Origin of the sequence: Streptomyces sp. NBC_00271, from assembly GCF_036178845.1 — a bacterium.
Classification (GTDB): domain Bacteria; phylum Actinomycetota; class Actinomycetes; order Streptomycetales; family Streptomycetaceae; genus Streptomyces.
In genome coordinates, this window is sequence record NZ_CP108070.1 from 2,156,929 (window position 1) to 2,174,832 (window position 17,904).

General features: G+C 73.0%; 15 protein-coding genes and 1 pseudogene. 8 read left to right on the top strand and 8 right to left on the bottom strand.

Going from position 1 to position 17,904, the window contains the following annotated elements:
• Positions 1–8: 8 nt before the first annotated feature.
• Positions 9–2,351 (bottom strand): hypothetical protein, encoded by a 2,343-nt coding sequence (locus OG798_RS10355; RefSeq protein WP_443053734.1) that lies wholly within the window; start codon positions 2,349–2,351, stop codon positions 9–11.
• A gap of 280 nt (positions 2,352–2,631) precedes the next feature.
• Between OG798_RS10355 and OG798_RS10360 the strand changes: the two genes are divergently transcribed.
• Positions 2,632–3,462: a DeoR/GlpR family DNA-binding transcription regulator gene (locus tag OG798_RS10360; protein ID WP_054228731.1), complete on the top strand. Its 831-nt coding sequence runs from the start codon at positions 2,632–2,634 to the stop codon at positions 3,460–3,462.
• A 78-nt stretch (positions 3,463–3,540) separates the two neighbouring features.
• Entirely contained in the window at positions 3,541–4,020 is a 480-nt protein-coding gene (locus tag OG798_RS10365) for an SRPBCC family protein (RefSeq protein ID WP_121416985.1), read from the top strand.
• Positions 4,021–4,079: 59 nt separating this feature from the next.
• Here the strand turns inward: OG798_RS10365 and OG798_RS10370 are convergent, their stop codons facing one another.
• Positions 4,080–5,204, bottom strand: a complete 1,125-nt coding sequence (locus OG798_RS10370) for a PLP-dependent cysteine synthase family protein (protein ID WP_328756853.1) — start codon at positions 5,202–5,204, stop codon at positions 4,080–4,082.
• 407 nt (positions 5,205–5,611) lie between these two features.
• Between OG798_RS10370 and OG798_RS10375 the strand changes: the two genes are divergently transcribed.
• Together OG798_RS10375 and OG798_RS10380 are read left to right on the top strand one after the other, a co-directional pair.
• The gene (locus OG798_RS10375) at positions 5,612–5,935 is read left to right on the top strand and encodes a hypothetical protein (RefSeq protein ID WP_054228734.1); all 324 of its coding nucleotides are present in this window, start codon (positions 5,612–5,614) and stop codon (positions 5,933–5,935) included.
• Positions 5,936–7,228: 1,293 nt separating this feature from the next.
• Positions 7,229–7,762, top strand: coding sequence for an ATP-binding protein (locus OG798_RS10380; RefSeq protein WP_095856233.1), 534 nt, complete (start codon positions 7,229–7,231; stop codon positions 7,760–7,762).
• Between the two features lie 26 nt (positions 7,763–7,788).
• Here OG798_RS10380 and OG798_RS10385 read toward each other — a convergent pair whose 3' ends face one another.
• The 3 genes from OG798_RS10385 to OG798_RS10395 are packed head-to-tail and all read right to left on the bottom strand — an operon-like array spanning position 7,789 to position 11,410.
• Positions 7,789–10,350: an ABC transporter permease gene (locus OG798_RS10385; protein ID WP_328756854.1), complete on the bottom strand. Its 2,562-nt coding sequence runs from the start codon at positions 10,348–10,350 to the stop codon at positions 7,789–7,791.
• A complete protein-coding gene (locus tag OG798_RS10390; protein ID WP_075025608.1) occupies positions 10,347–11,105 on the bottom strand; it encodes an ABC transporter ATP-binding protein in 759 nt (252 codons plus the stop codon). The genes OG798_RS10385 and OG798_RS10390 overlap by 4 nt, the downstream gene beginning before the upstream one ends.
• Positions 11,102–11,410, bottom strand: coding sequence for an SHOCT domain-containing protein (locus OG798_RS10395; RefSeq protein WP_095856231.1), 309 nt, complete (start codon positions 11,408–11,410; stop codon positions 11,102–11,104). The genes OG798_RS10390 and OG798_RS10395 overlap by 4 nt, the downstream gene beginning before the upstream one ends.
• A gap of 202 nt (positions 11,411–11,612) precedes the next feature.
• Between OG798_RS10395 and OG798_RS10400 the strand changes: the two genes are divergently transcribed.
• From OG798_RS10400 to OG798_RS10410, 3 genes and pseudogenes are all read left to right on the top strand, one after another.
• Positions 11,613–12,185, top strand: a complete 573-nt coding sequence (locus OG798_RS10400; protein ID WP_257016950.1) for a TetR/AcrR family transcriptional regulator — start codon at positions 11,613–11,615, stop codon at positions 12,183–12,185.
• A gap of 38 nt (positions 12,186–12,223) precedes the next feature.
• Positions 12,224–12,808 (top strand): DUF4865 family protein, encoded by a 585-nt coding sequence (locus tag OG798_RS10405; RefSeq protein WP_328756855.1) that lies wholly within the window; start codon positions 12,224–12,226, stop codon positions 12,806–12,808.
• Positions 12,802–13,781, top strand: a pseudogene (locus tag OG798_RS10410) (phosphotriesterase family protein). Before OG798_RS10405 ends, OG798_RS10410 begins: the two are co-directional and overlap by 7 nt.
• 87 nt (positions 13,782–13,868) lie before the next feature.
• Here OG798_RS10410 and OG798_RS10415 read toward each other — a convergent pair.
• Both OG798_RS10415 and OG798_RS10420 read right to left on the bottom strand, forming a co-directional pair.
• Positions 13,869–15,113: an ROK family protein gene (locus tag OG798_RS10415; protein WP_267061028.1), complete on the bottom strand. Its 1,245-nt coding sequence runs from the start codon at positions 15,111–15,113 to the stop codon at positions 13,869–13,871.
• A complete protein-coding gene (locus OG798_RS10420) occupies positions 15,110–15,811 on the bottom strand; it encodes an alpha-ketoglutarate-dependent dioxygenase AlkB family protein (RefSeq protein WP_328760010.1) in 702 nt (233 codons plus the stop codon). Before OG798_RS10420 ends, OG798_RS10415 begins: the two co-directional genes overlap by 4 nt.
• A 104-nt stretch (positions 15,812–15,915) precedes the next feature.
• On the opposite strand from OG798_RS10420, the gene OG798_RS10425 reads away from it, so the two are divergent.
• Positions 15,916–17,061 carry a methyltransferase gene (locus tag OG798_RS10425; protein ID WP_179436669.1) on the top strand — a complete coding sequence of 382 codons (1,146 nt, stop codon included), beginning with the start codon at positions 15,916–15,918 and terminating at the stop codon, positions 17,059–17,061.
• On the opposite strand, the gene OG798_RS10430 is transcribed toward OG798_RS10425, so the two are convergent.
• Positions 17,051–17,824 carry an AraC family transcriptional regulator gene (locus OG798_RS10430; RefSeq protein WP_095856227.1) on the bottom strand — a complete coding sequence of 258 codons (774 nt, stop codon included), beginning with the start codon at positions 17,822–17,824 and terminating at the stop codon, positions 17,051–17,053. The genes OG798_RS10425 and OG798_RS10430 overlap by 11 nt on opposite strands.
• Between the last annotated feature and the right edge of the window lie 80 nt (positions 17,825–17,904).

Consider the following 17,904-nt stretch of genomic DNA (forward strand, 5'->3'; position numbering starts at 1 on the left):
GGTCGCCCTCAGGTCGTGGCGTCGCCGTCGGGACGGGGGCCCGGTACCGCCTCCGGCCGCAGCCGCGCCAGCAGCCGTTCGCGTTCCTCGGCGAAGGCCGGGTCCGCCTGGTAGTCCCCGTGTCCGAGGATCGGCGCGGGCAGCGGATGCTCCTGAGTGCGTCCGTAGGCGAGCGGGTCCTTCAGGGGCGCGCGGTCGACCTGGGGGCCGCAGTCGCCGGGCAGCCGGACGGGGCCCCCGATGGGGTCGGTGAGGCGGTACAGGTTGCGCCAGCAGTCGACCTCCCGGTGCAGCGAGGTGAGGGCGGCCGGGCCGAAGTGGGCCGGGAACCAGCGCCCGTAGAGCCGTTCCAGGGGTGAACCGTAGGTGAGCAGCGCGACCCGCCTGCGTACGGAGGGCTTCAGCTGCCAGGCCGCGGCGGCGGCCAGCACACTGCCCTGGGAGTGCCCGGAGAGCACCAGGCGCCCGCCGGTGGCCCGGGTCCAGGTGACCATGCGCCACGTCAGGTCGGGCACGGCACGCTCGGCGTAGCAGGGCGGCGCGAAGGGGTGGGCGGCGCGCGGCCAGAAGGTGCCGACGTCCCAGAGGATGCCGATGGTGCGTCGGGCCGCCGGGTCCTTGTAGGCGCGCCGCCCCGAGGTGACGAGAAGTATGAAGCCGAGGCCGATCAGCCAGGACCCGAGCGCCTGTGCGGTTTCGGCGGCGCCTCGCACGAAGGCGTACGACCCTCGCGCGGCCTGTGCCGGGGCGTCACCGGTGATCAGGACGCCCACCAGGGCTCCGGCGCCGAGGAGCAGGGTCACGAACGAGATCACGCCGACCATGAGGGGCGCCCGGTCGGTGAGGGCGGCCATCGCGCGTGTGCTCGCGATACGGCCGGTACGGGTGGTGTCCTTGGCCTCGCCCAGGTAGTCGAGTTCCACCGCGCGCATCTCGAGGACGCGCAGCCGCCAGGTGCGTAGGACCAGCCTGCCGCACAGGCCGAGGAGCACGAGGAGCGTCGGCGGGATCACGGACGCCTGCCAGGTCAGCAGGACGGGCGGGCCGGGCAGCGAGCCGCGCGTGCCGTCCAGCCAGTCGGCGACGCGCTGCGCGACTCCGCCGGACATCACGCCGCCCAGGGCGCAGGCCAGCATCGCGACGGCGGGTCCGGCCAGACCCCGCAGAGCGGTGCGCGGATCGGGCCTGGTGCGGTACAGAACCCGGGCCACCACGCCGAGCATGATGACGAGCAGCCCCTGGGCGAGGGTGAGGCCCCCGAAGGTCGCGTCGCCCGGCAGCCGCCCCGTCGAGTGCCAGCCGGGCCGTGACCATCCGGCGTACAGCAGGGTCAGGGCGAACAGGACGATCGAGCCCAGGGGCAGCCCGCGCACGAGCGTGGCGTCCAGTTCCTGGTCCAGCCGGTGTTCGCTGCGCCCGCGCCGGCAGACCACCCACAGCACCACGACCGCGCCCACGACGAGCGATGCGTACAGCAGCAGGCCGAGGATCCCGAGCACGGCGGGTCCCCCCGCCTCCCGGTCGAAGCGGGCCGCGGGGCCGCCGACGGCGGCGGTGACGGTGAGGAGTCCCGCCGCGGTGTGCGCGGCGCGCAGCCGGGCCACCAGACGGCGCCCGTACCAGAAGCCGGGCCTGCCGAGCCCGGTCCGGCCGGTCTCCTCGGCGGGCTCGGGCCTGCGGGACACGGGCTGCTGGGACTCGTACGCGCTCCAGGTGCGGTGCGAGAGGTACCAGAGCAGGCAGGTGAGACCCGCGGGCACCAGGGCGGCCAGGGCGAGGCGGCGGCCGGGTCGGCTCCACCAGCCGTTGTCGGACAGGTCCGGGGAGAGGAAGCCCAGCCAGGAGTGCGCCTCGGCGCACGCGCGGATGCCCGCGCACTGCCAGGCGGTCAGGTCGAGGGCGACCTCGCAGGCCGCGGCGACCAGCAGCACGGTGAGGGTGAGCCCGGCCAGCCGGACGAGCAGGCCGTACAGGCGGACCGTCCGGGTGCGGCCGCGGGTGGCGGGACGCATCCAGTGCGCGAGGTTGACGACCATGAAGGGCAGCAGCAACAGCCACAGGGCCCGGGTGCCGTTGCCGGAGGTGAGGTTGCACCACACATAGGCCTCGGGGACCGGTTTGCCCCGGTAGTCGTCGGGGCGCCGCTCCGCGTCGGCGTCGTCGACGCGCCGGTAGACGGCCGCGGTGTCGTCGCCGCTGATCCGGACCGTCCGCGGATCGTCCAGCATCTCCTCGGGTGTGGTGCCGCCGACTCCGTGGACCAGGAGTTCGAGGGCGGTATCGGCCGCTTCGGGCCGCTGTGCGGGGCCGCTGAGCTCTCCCGCCGAGGCGTGTTCCCGTGCACGTTCCACTTTTCTGCACTTCCCCCGTGCGCGCGTCTGGCGTGTGTCATGTGCAGGCACAAGGATCTCCGCTCAGGGGTGCGCGCGCACCTGTGGTCACGGAATCTCCCCGATACGTGTGACAGTGACGCGACGGGCGGGACGCGGTGTCCTTGCGGGGAGTGGCGCACGTGTCGGTGGCCCGTGCGAGGATGGGTCGTCCTCCAGGCCTAGGACAAGGAGAATGTCCACGTGGGAGTGGGTTCGGACGGAGTGTCGGGCAGCTTGTGGCGCAAGGATCGGAGCGGACGTGAGTGAGAATCAGAACCTTCTCGCGGAGCAGCGTCGGGCCCTGATTCTCGACGAGGTACGGCGCCGGGGCGGCGTCCGCGTGAACGAGCTGACCCGCAAGCTGGGCGTCTCCGACATGACGGTCCGTCGTGACCTCGACGCGCTCGCCCGCCAGGGCGTGGTGGAGAAGGTGCACGGCGGCGCGGTGCCGCTGGTCGAGGCGAGTACGCACGAGCCGGGTTTCGAGGCCAAGTCGGGTCTGGAGCTGACCGCCAAGGAGGACATCGCGCGGGTCGCCGCCGAGCTGGTCGCGCCGGGCACGGCGATCGCGCTCTCGGGCGGTACGACGACGTACGCGCTGGCGCATCAGCTCCTTGACGTGCCGGACCTGACCGTGGTCACCAACTCGGTGCGGGTCGCAGATGTCTTCCACTCGGCGCAGCGCCTCTCCGGCCAGCGGCAGGGCGCGGCCACGGTCGTGCTGACGGGCGGGGTGCGCACCCCGTCCGACTCGCTGGTCGGTCCCGTGGCCGACCAGGCCATCGCGGCGCTCCACTTCGACGTGCTGTTCCTCGGGGTGCACGGGATATCGGTCGAGGCGGGCCTGTCGACGCCGAACCTGGCGGAGGCCGAGACCAACCGGCGGCTGGTGCAGTCCGCACGGCGGGTCGTCGTGGTCGCCGACCACACCAAGTGGGGCACGGTGGGTCTGAGTTCGTTCGCCGCGCTGGACCAGGTCGACACTCTGGTCACCGACGCCGGGCTGCCGGCCGAGGCGCGGGCGGAGGTCTCCGAACACCTGCGGCGCCTGGTGGTGGCCGGAGAGCCCGAGGACGGTACAGACATCTGACGGTCCGCCAGCTAAGGTGACGCTGCCCGCGGCTCTGGAGGCGGGACCGGGCTCCGTTCCCAGGTGGGGGTTTCGTCCATGGCACGCCGTCTTCGCCCGGTGGGGCTCGACTTCGCCGAGACCGCTCCCCTGCGTCTGGTGTTCGCCCGCGAGGTGGCGGCCCCTCCCGAGGTGGTCTTCCGCGCGCTGGCCGAGGACGTGCCCGGCTGGAGCGAGTGGTTCTCGGCGGTGACACTCGCCCGGCCGACCGCGGACGGCGCCGGGCGGGAGATCCGGCTCCGGGGCGGTACGCGCTTCCAGGAAACGGTCCTCGTGGCCGAGGCCCCCGAGGTGTACGCGTACCGGGTGGACGTCTCGAACGCGCCCGGCCCCCGGGCCCTGGTCGAGGAGTGGCGGCTGACTCCGGCCGGGAAGGGCACCCGGGTCCAGTGGACCTTCGCCGTCGACGGCTCGGCGCCGTTCCTGCTGGCCCTGAAGCTGGGCCGGGCGGGTCTCGGCCGCGCGTTCCGCCAGGCGGTGACGGCGCTGGACCGACGGCTGGCGTCGACACACGCGTGACGACAGGCCCGGGCCCCAGGTCCGCCCGTGGACGCGCCGCGTGAGCCGCGCCCCGGCGGTCAGTCCGGCCAGACGCCCGTCTGGAGCAGGGCCGCGATCGCCGCGGTGTAGGGCGCGATGTCCAGCCCCTGTTCGGCCAGCCACGCGTCCGAGTAGTACTTGTCGAGATAGCGGTCCCCTGGGTCGCAGAGCAGCGTCACCACGCTCCCCTTGCGCCCCTCGGTCACCATCTCGGCGACGATCTTCAGCGCGCTCCACAGCCCGGTGCCGGTCGAGCCGCCCGCCTTGCGGCCGATGGCCTGTTCCAGTGCCCGTACGGCCGCCACGCTCGCGGCGTCCGGCACCTTCATCATCCGGTCGATCGCGCCCGGCACGAAGCTCGGCTCCGTACGGGGCCTGCCGATGCCCTCGATACGCGAGCCGCAGTCGCAGGTGACGTCCGGATCGCCGGTGGTCCAGCCCTCGAAGAAACACGAGTTCTCCGGGTCGGCGACGCAGATGCGGGTGTCGGCCTGCATGTAGTGGACGTAACGCGCGAGGGTCGCCGACGTGCCGCCGGTGCCGGCCGTGGCGACGATCCACGCGGGCTCCGGGAAACGCTCCAACTCCAGCTGGCGGAAGATGGATTCGGCGATGTTGTTGTTGCCGCGCCAGTCCGTGGCCCGTTCCGCGTAGGTGAACTGGTCCATGTAGTGGCCGCCGGTCTCGACCGCGAGGGCGGCGGACTCCTCGTACATCCTGCGGGAGTCGTCCACGAAGTGGCACCGCCCGCCGTGGAACTCGATCAGACGGCATTTCTCGGCGCTCGTGGTGCGCGGCATGACGGCGATGAACGGCACGCCGATCAGCTTCGCGAAGTACGCCTCGGAGACGGCGGTCGAGCCGCTGGACGCCTCGATCACCGGGCGGCCCGGCCGGATCCAGCCATTGCAGAGCCCGTACAGGAAGAGTGAGCGGGCGAGGCGGTGCTTGAGGCTGCCGGTGGGGTGGGTCGACTCGTCCTTCAGGTAGAGGTCGATACCCCACGCCTCGGGCAGCGGGAAGCGCAGCAAGTGGGTGTCCGCGGAGCGGTTTGCGTCGGCCTGGACTTTGCGGACGGCTTCTTTGAGCCAGGTCCGGTACCGCGCGTCGCTGTGGTCGACGTCGAGGGTTTCGCCGGTCCGGATCTGCTGAGGGGTGCTCACGGCGGGGCTCCTTACGCATCGCGCCGACGCCGGTTCAGATGGTCGGACGCCTCGATCATAAACACCTTGCGCACGCTTCTCACCTGCATAAACACTCCTTTGAGCACCTCAAAGGCACCCCTGGAGCAGGGGTGTCCAAAGCGACGGGGGCGCACCCGGGCGAGTGCTCCCGTCCCCGCCGTCACCTCGTCATGCGCACTGGTGCTCGCCGCTGCCTGCGGGCAGACTGCACCGCAGGGCACGCGGCCCGCGTCCGACCGCGCCGCGCGGGATGACACTCCCGCAGCGGTCGCGCACACCGGAGCACGACCCGCGCGAAATCCGGTGCCGGGACGCGGGACAGAGCGACCCGGGACAGAGCGACGCGGGACAGAGCACAGCCGACGCGCACAAGGGGGCGGAGCATCATGGCAGAGCCGGAGTTCACGGCCACGGGCGTGCGGATCGGGAAGAGGCTGCGGTCGCTCACCCGGGCCGGACAGGTCCGGATCAGCGACGGCAGGCTGGAGTTGCTGACGAGTTACGGCAGCGAGATCGACAGTGCGCCGGTGCAGGCGGTGCGGGCGTCGAAGCCGTGGTTCGCGCCCGAGGACCGGGCGTTGGCCGACGTCAACGGCACCCGCTATTCACTCACGCTCGGCGAGCACGACCCCGCGCCGGGCAAGCCGGGGCCGCCCTCGGCGCGCCGGTTCATAGAGGCGGTTCGCAGGGCGGCGGGGCGCAACGGCTGAGTCGGCCGCGCGGCAACCGACACGGGAGCCTTCGGTTCGCCACCGGCAAGGGCCGACACAGGCACCCACGACTCGCGACCGGCGACGCCCTGCGCGCAGGCCTTCGACCTCCGGCCGACGGCCGCCCACCGGGCACCTCCGAGCGCGCTACCAGCGACGCTCGCGACCCGCGGCGGTGGACACGCGGGCCCCGGGCCCGCACCCCCCGCTCGCCCGCGCCAGGTCTTGTCGTCACATTCCCGTCGTCCGCCTGGAGGACGGGCCCGGCGGCGTCAGGTGCGTGCTGCCCGGTACGGCGAAGGGGGTCCCTCGCTGTTCGAGCGAAGCCGAGAGCTTGGGGGCGCGTGCATGGCGTCGCGGGCCAGACGGGAATGTGACGACAGGGCCCAGCAGCCCCGGCCCGCAACCGGCGACGGCGACCGGGCGAGCCTCGGACGTCGTCCCACCATCGACGTCCGGCACGAACGCCCTCACCGCAGCCGCCCACAGCCGACCCGCAAGGTCCGGGCCCGCGACCGCCGAGTCCCGGTGCCGGACCCCTCGCCCGACGAGCGCCGAAGGCACACCCCGAACGCACGCCCGGCGAAGCCCGATGCGAGAACCACCCACGCGCAACCCGCGACCGCCGACGAGGCAGCCCTGGACCGACGGTCGGCGACGGCCCGCGACGAACCCCTGGACTCACCGTCGGCGAAGCCCGGCTACGGATCCTCCGGCCCCCGCCCGGCAAAATCCAGGGCGTGAGCCACCCGCCGACGGTCGGCTCCGGCCGACCGAAAAGCCTCAGGCTCCCAACCGGCCCACCCCGGACCACGAGCCTCCGGCCCCCACCCGGCAAAACCCTGGGTGGGAGCCACCCGCCCGCGTGCGGGAAGCTTCGGGGCGCGTGCGGCGAGGGGTGGTGCTCGGGGCCTCGGTCGGCTGTGGCCGAGGGGAACGCGGTCCGGCATCGGTGCCGTCGGCGCGGCGGCCCCGGTTCGGGGTGGGTGGTGGTCGGTGCGTGAGCGATCCACCTCCGGCCCGTGGCGGTGAACGATGAACCCCGGCCCGCCGGACGCCGCCGCTCAGGCGAGACCGCCGCCCCGCGACGGCTCGGGCCGGAGCGGACCGCACCGCGAGTTGCAGGACCGCACCCCCTGAGTCACGCTGTTCTCACATCATCACTCTGGGTTCACCGGCGATAACGCTACGAATCAGTCCGCCGGTCATCACAGCAGGCGGCCGTTCCACTCAGCCACTCTGCTGGATCCGATCTCCGTCTTCTTCCGGACCTCAATTCGGGGAGTCGCAGCCGTGATCAGCCAGCCAAGCAGGCATTGCACGGTGGAGCTCCAAGCCCTGCCGTCGCGGATCGGCCAGGTCCGCAGAATCCTTTCTGCGCAGTTGCGCTACTGGCATCAGGACCCCTTGATAGACCGGGCCGCGCTCGGAGTGACCGAGCTGCTGACCAACGTTCACCGTCACGCCCAGCCGGACAAGGTGTGCACCGTGGAGATCGAGCTGCTGCTCGACCGGCTCACGGTCTCGGTGCACGACCACGACCCCCGCCTGCCCGAGGTACAGGACGTGGACCCCACGGCCACCTGCGGACGCGGTCTCGCGATGATCGCCGCGGTGAGCGAGAGCTGGGGCGTGCGTCCGGACGGCGAGTCGGGCAAGGTCGTGTGGTTCACCCTGCCGGCGACCTCGCCCGCGGTGGCGGAGCCCGTGCTTCCGCCGTACGAACAGACTCGCGAGACCTCGCGCCGACACGCCGTCGCCCCGCTCGATCCCCTCGACGAACGTCGGCCCGAACACGCTCCCGCCCGGTCCGCCGTTGCCGGTTGACCGGGCGGTGACCCCCGTCTCGTACGTCACTCGGTGGCGATGGCGCGCAGCACGTCCAGGCGTGCTGCCCGCCGGGCCGGGCGCAGCCCCGCGAGGGCTCCCGCCGCGAGGCCCACGAGCGCCACCACGACGAGCCGTACGGGCGGGATCGCGAAGGCGAAGGTGCTGTCCGACGCGCCGTCGGAGGCCTCGACGAGCACCCAGCCCAGGAAGGCACCGAGGGCGAGTCCGCCCGCCGTTCCGAAGGCGGCGACAAGGACCGACTCCCAGCGGACCATGGCGCGCAGCTGCGCCCGGGTCTGCCCGACCGCCCGCAGCAGACCGAGTTCACGGGTGCGCTCGTGGATCGCGAGGGTGAGCGTGTTGGCGATGCCGAGCAGGGCGATGAGCACCGCGAGTGCGAGCAGCGCGTAGACCAGGGTCAGCATCATGTCGATGCCGCCGGCCGAGGACCGCGCGTACTCGTCGCGGGTCTGCACCTCGGGGTTGCCGTACCGCGCGGCCACCTTCTCGACCGCCGCCTTGCCGTCGGCGGCGCCGACACCGTTCTTGAAGGTGACGGCGACGAGCGAGTCGGAGTCCTGGGTGCGGTGCGGGGCCCAGGCGGCGCGGGTGATGACGTAGTCGCCGACGAGTTCGGAGCGGCCGTAGACCGCGCGGACGGTGAAGTTCTCGCGCTTGCCGTCGGTGAAGGTGAGCCGGGCGATGTCGCCGGTCGTGAGGTGCTGCTCGGCGGCCTCCTTCCGGGTGAGCGCGATGCCGTCGGTGCCCAGGTCGCCGAGCGAGCCGCGCACCTCGCCGAGGTCGAACACCTTGCCGAGTGTGACGGGGTCGGTGACGGTCAGCGCCCGCCCCCTGCCGTCGACTTGGGCGACCCCGCGGCCGAGGCCGACCGCGTACCGGACGGCCGGCTGCCGCGCGATCGCGGGAGCCAGCTCGGGGCTCAGCCCGCTGCCGCCCGCGCCGAAGGACGGGGTGCTGACGGCGACGTCACCCGCGAAGGACCGGGAGACCGTCTGGTCCATGGTGGCCTTCAGCGAGGCGCCGAAGACCGTGAACAGCGAGACGACGGCGACGCCGATCATCAGGGCGCTCGCGGTGGCGGCGGTCCGTTTGGGGCTGCGCAGGGCGTTGCGCCGGGCCAGGCCGCCGGTGACACCGCGCAGCGTGTCGAGGGGGGCGCCGAGGGCTCGTACGGCGGCCGACGACGCCACGGGTCCGAGGACCACGAAGGCGGCGAGGGCGAGAACGGCGCCGAGGCCCGCGAGCCACAGCGACGGGCTCACCAGTACGCCGGTCAGGGTGGCGCCCACCGCAAGTACGGCCAGCGCCGCACCCACGAGCGTCCGCCCCCGTGAAGCCCCGGACCCGTCGACGGCCGTCTCGCGCAGCGCGGCCAGCGGCGCGGTGCGTCCGGCGCGTACGGCGGGCAGCAGCGCGGAGCCCAGGCAGACCACGATGCCGACCGCGAGCGGCAGCAGCATGGACAGGCCGCTGATCACCAAGTCGCCCTGGGGGAAGGGGAACCCGATGGCGGGGAACAGCGCCTGCAGGCCGGCCGCGATCCCGACGCCGCCCGCGAGGCCGACGGCCGACGCGGTCACCGCGACCACGCTCGCCTCGACCAGGGACGAGGCGGTGACCTGGCGGCGGGAGGCGCCCAGGGCACGCAACAGGGCATTCTCGCGGGTGCGTTGGGCGACGACGATCGCGAAGGTGTTGTGGATGGAGAAGGTCGCGACCAGCAGCGCGATGCCGGAGAAGACGAGCAGGAAGGTGGTGAAGATGTTCAGGAACTGGCTGGAGATCATGTCGGTGTTCTCCCGCGCCGACTCCTGGCCGGTGATCGCCTCGACTCCCCTGGGCAGGACGGGAGTCAGGTCCGCGACGAGCTCGGCCTGACCGACCCCGGGACCGGCCCGCACCCGGATGTTCGCCGCCTCGCCGGGCTTCGCGGTGAGGTACTTCTCGGCGTCGGCCTGCGTCATCCCGGTGAACGTCACCTGCGCCATGCCGTCCTCGCCGCCGAAGGTCGCCAGGCCCACGATCGTCACCCTGACGGGACCGGGGGTGCGCAGGGTGGTCGTGTCGCCGATCTTCAGGCCGCCCTTCTTCGCGGCGCCCCGGTTGACGACGACCTCGCCGGACTTCGACGGGGCGTGGCCCGCGGCGAGTTGGTACGGGTTGAGCTTCGGGTCGGTGATCCAGTTGCCGGCGAGGGTGGGCGGGCCCTGGCCGCCGACGGGCTTGCCGTCGCTGCCGACGAGCTGGCCCGCGCCCTGGATGTCGGGGGCGGCGGCCGCGACGCCGGGAACCCGCTCGACGGTCTTCACCAGGGTGGTGTCGACCGGTTGGCGCACACCCTGGCTCTCACCGGGCGTCGTGATGGCGTCGGCGCTGCGGACGACCGCGTCGGTGCCCTTCGTGGCGTCGCCGAACAGCGTGCTGAAGCTCGCCCGCAGCGTGTCGCCCATGACCAGCGTTCCGGCCAGGAAGGCGACGCCGAGGAGCACCGCCAGGAACGTACCGGCGAAGCGGCGTTTGTGGGCGCGCAGGGAGGACACGCTCAGGCGCACGGAGGCGTTCACGACCGCCCTCCCTTGGCGTCGAACGCCTTCATCCGGTCGAGGACCTTGTCGGCCGTCGGGGACTCCATCCGGTCCACGAGGCGTCCGTCGGCGAGGAAGACGACCTCGTCGGCGTGTGCGGCCGCCACCGGGTCGTGCGTGACCATGACGACCGTACGGTCCATCCGGCGCACCGCGCGGCCGAGGAGGTTCAGGACCTCCTCGCCGGAGCGGGAGTCGAGGTTGCCGGTGGGTTCGTCGGCGAAGACGACGTCGGGCCGGCCGGCGAACGCCCGGGCCACGGCGACGCGTTGCTGCTGTCCGCCGGAGAGTTCGGCGGGGCGGTGGTGGAGCCGGTCGCGCAGGCCGACGACGTCGACGAGCGCGTCGATCCACTCGCGGGAACCCTTCGTCCCGGCGAGGTCCAGGGGCAGCGTGATGTTCTCGGCGACGGTCAGCGTCGGGATCAGGTTGAACGCCTGGAAGACGAAGCCGACACGGTCGCGGCGCAGCAGGGTGAGTCGGCGGTCGTCCAGCGTGCTCAGTGGGGTGTCGCCGATGAACGCGGCGCCCGAGGTGAGCGTGTCCAGGCCTGCCGCGCAGTGCATCAGGGTGGACTTGCCGGAGCCCGAGGGGCCCATGATCGCGGTGAAGCGTCCGGCCGGGAAGCCGACGCTCACCCCGTCCAGGGCCCTGACGGCGGTGTCGCCGCTGCCGTACACCTTGACGGCGTCGGCGACGCCCGCGGCATGACGCGTCGTGGTGGCGGTCGTCATGCCGCTCCTCCCTTGCCCGGGCGGCCGAACTGCTCGTCCAGGACGGACAGTCGGCGCCAGTACTCGTCCTCGTCGATCTCGCCGGTGGCGAAGCGGCGGCCGAGCAGCGCGATCGGCGAGTCGCCCGTGAGGCGGGAGTCGCGGGGCGGGCCGAAGTCGCCCATGGCGCGCCACGGTCCGCGGCGCCCACGCCCCACGGTGCGGCGCAGGACCGTCACGACGCCGATCACGACGGCCGCCCAGATCAGCGGGAAGAACAGGATCCACGGGCCGGGGCCGCCGTCCCAGTTCGCCAGGGTCTGCATCTCGGGTCATCTCCTAGAGGAGCAGTTGTGGGTGGGAGCTGTTTCGATGCATCGAGACTGGCTCCGGGAGGGGGCCCGAGTCGTCGTACGGCCAGCGGCCGTTCCCGTACCTCCGCGGGAGTACGCGGGGCGTCACCGCCTGCTTCCTCAGTCCGCTCTGGCTGCCCTCGACTCTGTACCTACTAGTATGTACAGTGAGTTCATGAGCACTCCGGAGCGGCTGATCGAGTCCACGCGTGAGCTGTTGTGGGAGCGCGGCTACGTGGGCACCAGCCCCAAGGCGATCCAGGAGCACGCGGGCGCCGGGCAGGGCAGCATGTACCACCACTTCAAGGGCAAGCCCGATCTCGCCCTGGCCGCGATCCGACGCACCGCCGAGGAACTGCGGTCTACTGCCGAGGGCGTACTGGGCGCGCCCGGTTCGCCGTACGAGCGCGTCGAGGCGTATCTGCGCCGGGAGCGAGACGTCCTGCGCGGCTGTCCGGTCGGTCGGCTGACGATGGATCCGGACGTGATCGCCAGCGCGGAACTGCGCGCCCCCGTCGACGAGACGATCGACTGGCTGCGCGAGCGACTGGCCGGGATCGTCGAAGAGGGCAAGGAACAGGGGCAGTTCGCGCCGTCGCTGGACGCCGAGGAGATCGCCGCGACGATCCTCGCGACCGTCCAGGGAGGCTATGTGCTCGCGCGCGCCTCGGGCTCCCCGGCCGCCTTCGACACGGCCGTCCGCGGACTGCTCGCCCTGCTCTCCCCCGCCGGTCGGGGCCTCGGCTGAAGACCTGAAGGCCTGAAGGCCCCTCAAGGAGGCATGCGATGCACGCGACGCAGTACGAACTGACGTTACCCGCCGACTACGACATGGGGATCGTCCGCGCCCGGGTCTCCCGCGTCGGACACCTCCTCGACGACTGGGAGGGGCTCGGTTTCAAGACGTATCTGATGCGTGAGCGCGGGGTGCACGGCTCGCCGGTCAACCAGTACGCGCCCTTCTACCTCTGGAACACCGTCGAGGGCATGAACTCCTTCCTCTGGGGCGGCGCCTTCCAGGGGCTCGTCGACGACTTCGGGCGGCCGGTGGTGCAGAACTGGACGGGCCTCGCGTACGAGGAGGGCGGCGCCGCCGGTGCGCCGCCCCAGGTCGCGGTGCGGCGACGGCAGCCCGTACCCGAGGGCGTCGACCTGGCCGAGGTGATGGCGGACGCAGCGGCGGAGACGGAGCGGCTGGCCTCGCTCGACGGCGCGGTGTGCGCTGCCGCCGCCGTCGACCCGCGCCACTGGGAGCTGGTCCACTTCTCCCTCTGGGACCACGACACGCCCAAGGCCCCCGGCGAGGTCTTCCAGGTGCTGCACCTGTCGGCGCCCGGGCGCGACCGGCTGCCCCGGGGCCGGCAGTGGTGAGCCCTGCCCCCACGAGCCCCGGTGGCGCCGTCTCCGCACGGGTCCGTACGGTCCTCGGAGACGTGCCGCCCGAGCACCTCGGGGTGTGCGACGCCCATGACCACCTCTTCTTCGGCAGTCCCGCGCTCCCCGGCCAGGAACTGCGCGACGCGACCGCCGCGCGGGCCGAACTGGCCGCCTTCCGCGAGCAGGGCGGCGGAACCGTGGTGCAGTGGACACCGTACGGACTGGGCCGGCGCGCCGCGGACCTGCCGCCCGTGACACCGGGGTCCATGTGGTCGCCGCGACGGGCCTGCACCAAGCGGTCCACTACACACCGGAGTCGCTCTCCGAACTGCGCGGCAGGCTGACCGACGTCTTCGTCTGCGAACTCACCTCCGGCATCGGCACGTCCGGGGTCCGGGCCGGACTCGTCAAGGTCGCGGGCGGCTTCCACGCGCTCGACGCGCACGCCCGCTGGACGATGACCGCGGCGGCCGAGGCGCACCATGCCACGGGCGCGCCGATCGCCGTGCACCTGGAGCTGGGCACGGCCGCGCTCGACGTACTCGACCTGCTGTGCGGCGCGTTGGAGGTGCCGCCGCACCGGGTGATCCTGGGTCACCTCAACCGCTCCCCGGACCTCGTGGTGCAGCGCCAGGCCGCCGAGGCGGGCGCCTACCTCGCTTTCGACGGCCCCTCCCGTGCGCACCACGCCACCGACTGGCGCATGCCCGACGCCGTACGCGCCCTGGCCGACGCCGGTTTCGGCCATCGCCTGCTCCTCGGCGCCGACACGACGACCGCGGCGGCGCGCTCGGTCAACGGCGGCCCCGGGATGCCGTATCTGCTGCGCCGGGTGCGGCCACGGCTCGCACTGGCCCTGGGTGCGGAACTCGTGGAGCGCGTCTTCACGCAGAACCCCGGCCGGGCGCTCGCCGTGGAGTGGCCCGGTACACCGCCCCGTCCGCCCCGGCTGCCGAACGCCGCCTAGGCCCTGTGGAGCCCGAGCACACCGAGGACGTGAGGGAGCCGATACCGCCTCGACGGCCTCGTATCAGATCCGGCCTCAGGTCCGCCCTCAGGTCCGAGCCAGTGCCGCCGGTGGGTCGTCGAGGACCGGCTGCCAGGCCAACTCCGCGGCACCCACCAGGGTGTTGTGGTCCAGGGTGCAGGCGAGGATCGGTACGCCGCCGCTCTGGCCCCACAGGCTGCGGTCGGCGACGACGGCGCGCAGCCGGTCGGGGTCGGCGTCGAGGAGTGCGCGGTGCAGGCCGCCGAGGATGATCCGGTCGGGGTTGAGGATGTTGACCAGTCCGGCGAGGCCGAGGCCGAGGCGGTCGATCAGCGCCTCGGTGGCCGTGCGGACGGAGGGGTCATGGTCGTACCGGGTGCGGATCAGGTCGTTGGCCTGCTGGAGGAGGGACACCTCGGGGCCGGGGTCGCGGCCCGCCGCCGTGAGGAACGCCAGGGGGTCCGCCTCGACGTCGAGGCAGCCGCGGCTGCCGCAGTAGCAGGGGCGGCCCTCGGGGTTGACGGTGAGGTGGCCGACTTCGAGGGCGAGGCCCGAGCTGCCCGTGTGCAGCCGCCCGTCGAGGACGAGCGCGCCGCCGACGCCCCGGTGCCCGGTGGCCACGCACAGCAGGTCGCGGGCGCCGCGCCCGGCGCCGTGGCGGTGCTCGGCCAGGGCGGCGAGGTTGATGTCGTTCGCGGCGAACGCCGGGCCCTCGATGCCCGCCGCGCGCACCCGCTCGGCGAAGATCCGGCGGACGGGGGCGCCCGCGGGCCAGGCGAGGTGGAGGGGGTTGAGGGCGAGCCCGTCCGGCTCGGCGACGGCGGACGGTACGGCGAGCCCGGCGCCCACGCAGCGCCGCCCGGTCTCGCGCAGCAGCTCCGCGCCGGTCTCGACGACGGCGCCCAGCACCTTGGCCGGGTCGGCGTCGACGGTCTCGCAGCTGGGTGCGGTGGCGACAATCCGGCCACCGAGCCCGACCAGTGCGGCGCGGAACCCGTCGGCGTGCACCTGTGCGGCCAGCGCCACGGGACCGTCCTCGGCGACCTCCAGGCGGTGCGAGGGCCGTCCCTGCGAACCGGCCGCCGCGCCGGGCCGCGCGTCGACCCGGATCAGCCCCAGCGCCTCCAGCTCCGCGGCCACCGCGCCCGCGGTCGCCCGGGTGACGCCCAGCTCGGCGGTGAGTACGGCACGCGTCGGCGCACGTCCGGTGTGCACGAGTTCCAGCGCGGGTCCGAGCGCCCCGCGCCCCCGGTCCAGCCGTGTCCGCGTGTTCCCTTCCCCCGCCGTCCGGGGGCCCGCCTTGCCGTTCATGAGGGCGAGTCTCCCATGATCCGCTCGTGCGGTGTCCCGTCCGAAGGCACCTGGAAGCCACTCACCCGTAGCGTCACGTTCAGACGGCCGGTCAGGCCCAGTTCGGGCGGCGCCGTATCGGCGTGCACCCGGGGAACTCCGTGGTAGGCGAGCCGGGAGGCCCCGCCGAACACGAACAGGTCCCCGCTGCGCAGTTCGACATCCGTGTACGGGCGCGAGCGCGACTCGGTGTTCCCGAAGCGGAAGACACAGGTGTCGCCGAGGCTCAACGACACCACGGGCGCGTCGGACTTCTCGTCGCTGTCGCGGTGCATGCCCATCCGGGCGTCGGCGTCGTAGAAGTTGATCAGTGCGATGTCGTACGGGGCGATGGCGGCCTCGAGGCCCAGGGTGTCCGCGACCGCGCGGCGGCCGAGCTCGTCCAGCCAGGCGGGGAAGGGCTTCACCGGGGCGCCGTCACCGTCGGCGACCGTGCGCGCGTACCGGTACGGGTACCAGTGCCAGCCCAGGCACACCTGCCGGGAGGTCATCGTGCCGCCGCCGGGCGTGCGCACCGTACGCAGTCCGGCCGGCGGGCGGGCCCACGCACGGCAGGCATCGAGAAGCTCCCGCTGGGCAGCCGGGTCCAGCCAGTCCGGCAGATGCACCGCGCCCGGCGCGATCTCCGCCCGGCTCCGGGGGAACAGCTCAGCATCCATGGACATGCCACCATCCTCGCGCACCCCGCCCGTCCCGTGCGCGCATCTGATCAAGACCCGGCCCGGACCCGGCTGAGCTGCGGCTCGGCTAGCCTTGACCCACGATGAACGACCGGATGACCGCGCCCTGGGCCGAGTACGCGCTGGCCCGCTTCCCCGAGGACCCCCGCGACCAGCTCCGTGCCTGGGACGCCGCCGACACCTATCTGCTGCGGCACCTCGCGGAGAGCGGAACGCCGCTGTCCGGGTCGGTCGTGGTGGTCGGCGACCGCTGGGGAGCGCTCGCCACGGCGCTGTCGGCGCACCGGCCGACGCAGATCACCGACTCCTTCCTCGCACAGGAGGCGACCCGCGCGAACCTGGCCCGCAACGGGGTCGAGGCGCCCGCGGTACGGCTGCTGACCACCCAGGACACGCCCCCCGACCGCATCGACGTCCTGCTCGTCCGAGTGCCGAAGAGCCTCGCCCTGCTGGAGGACCAGCTGCACCGGCTGGCGCCCGGCGTGCATGAGGGGACCGTCGTCGTGGGCACGGGCATGGTCAAGGAGATCCACACCTCGACGCTGCACCTCTTCGAGCGGATCCTCGGCCCGACCCGGACCTCGCTGGCCGAGAAGAAGGCCCGGCTGATCTTCTGCACCCCGTACCCCGGGATCGCCAGGGCCGCCAACCCCTGGCCGTACAGCTACCGGCTCCCCGACGACATCGGGCCGGTTTCCGGCCGTACCGTCGTCAACCACGCCGGCGTGTTCTGCGCCGACCGTCTCGACATCGGCACCCGCTTCCTCCTCCAGCACCTGCCGCGCAGCCGGGGTCCCGAGCGGATCGTTGACCTGGGCTGCGGCAACGGAGTCGTCGGTACGGCGATGGCGCTGGCCAACCCGGAGGCGGAGGTGCTGTTCGTGGACGAGTCGTACCAGGCGGTCGCCTCGGCCGAGGAGACGTACCGGGAGAACACCGACGGCGTGGGCGCGGAGTTCCGCGTGGGCGACGGACTCGCGGACATCCCCGCCGGGAGCGTGGACCTCGTCCTGAACAATCCGCCCTTCCACTCGCACCAGGCGACGACGGACACCACGGCCTGGCGGATGTTCTCGGGGGCGCGGCGCGCGCTGCGGCCGGGCGGCGAACTGTGGGTCATCGGAAACCGCCATCTCGGCTACCACCTGAAGCTGCGCCGCCTCTTCGGCAACAGCGAACTCGTGGCGAGCGACGCGAAGTTCGTCGTCCTGAGGGCCGTCAAGAAGTAGTTCCGCGCAGTACGCGGGGCGAGGCGCCGAGTTCGCGGCGGCACGCCTTGTTGAAGGCCTGCAGGTCGGGGATGCCCACGGAGGCGGCGACCGCCGGGATGGAGAGCGTCGAGGCGCGCAGCAGATGGTGGGCGCGCTGAAGTCTGCGGCGGCGGATGTAGGCCACGACCGTGGTGCCGGTCTCGGCGCGGAAGAGCCGGGTGAGGTGATTGTGGGAGATCCCGACGGCGCTGGCGATCTCCGGGATGGTGAGCGACGCCGCCAGCCGGGCCTCGATGTGGGCGATGGCCGCGCCGACCGCCGGGTGCGGGCCGCGACTCGTGGCGGTGGGCGGGGTGAGCCGGGCGACGCGCCACAGCGCGGTCCAGATCTCGGCCCGGGTGTGCTCGGGTCCCCCGGGGGCCGCCGCGATCGCGTTCAGCAACAGGCTGGAGAGCATGGGGAATTCGGGCCCCGCGTCCTGCATCACGGGGACGGTGCGGGACGGCCCGGCGGGGGCGATGCGCAGATGGGCGTAGAGGTGTTCGGAGCGGCCCTGGTAGCGGTAGCGGACCGTGGTGCCGGGCGGTACGAGGCTGACGCGGCCGGGGCGGATGGCGTGCGCGGTGCCGTCGACGGTCAGCTCGGCGTCGTACTGGTAGAGGTGCAGCTGCCACAGCTCCGGCAGCCGGAAGACGTCCGTGCGGCTCGCCACGCCGTGCACGCCGACGCCTATGTTGACGACGGCGGGCGGCTCGCCGAGGTGGACTTCCGTCTCCCGCATGGTGAAAAGCTACCAGCGGCGGTGAGCCGCACCCACACGCCGTCGGCGGCCCCGACCGAGAAGCTGGTCGACGTCGGTGC

What these genes read in the sequence shown, in the direction of transcription:
- OG798_RS10390 (WP_075025608.1), bottom strand. Translation starts at nt 11,105, where the DNA reads ATGACGACCGCCACCACGACGCGTCATGCCGCGGGCGTCGCCGACGCC.
- OG798_RS10405 (WP_328756855.1), top strand. Translation starts at nt 12,224, where the DNA reads ATGCACGCGACGCAGTACGAACTGACGTTACCCGCCGACTACGACATG.
- OG798_RS10375 (WP_054228734.1), top strand. Translation starts at nt 5,612, where the DNA reads ATGGCAGAGCCGGAGTTCACGGCCACGGGCGTGCGGATCGGGAAGAGG.
- OG798_RS10430 (WP_095856227.1), bottom strand. Translation starts at nt 17,824, where the DNA reads ATGCGGGAGACGGAAGTCCACCTCGGCGAGCCGCCCGCCGTCGTCAAC.
- OG798_RS10415 (WP_267061028.1), bottom strand. Translation starts at nt 15,113, where the DNA reads ATGAACGGCAAGGCGGGCCCCCGGACGGCGGGGGAAGGGAACACGCGG.
- OG798_RS10400 (WP_257016950.1), top strand. Translation starts at nt 11,613, where the DNA reads ATGAGCACTCCGGAGCGGCTGATCGAGTCCACGCGTGAGCTGTTGTGG.
- OG798_RS10420 (WP_328760010.1), bottom strand. Translation starts at nt 15,811, where the DNA reads ATGGATGCTGAGCTGTTCCCCCGGAGCCGGGCGGAGATCGCGCCGGGC.
- OG798_RS10365 (WP_121416985.1), top strand. Translation starts at nt 3,541, where the DNA reads ATGGCACGCCGTCTTCGCCCGGTGGGGCTCGACTTCGCCGAGACCGCT.
- OG798_RS10425 (WP_179436669.1), top strand. Translation starts at nt 15,916, where the DNA reads ATGAACGACCGGATGACCGCGCCCTGGGCCGAGTACGCGCTGGCCCGC.
- OG798_RS10395 (WP_095856231.1), bottom strand. Translation starts at nt 11,410, where the DNA reads ATGCAGACCCTGGCGAACTGGGACGGCGGCCCCGGCCCGTGGATCCTG.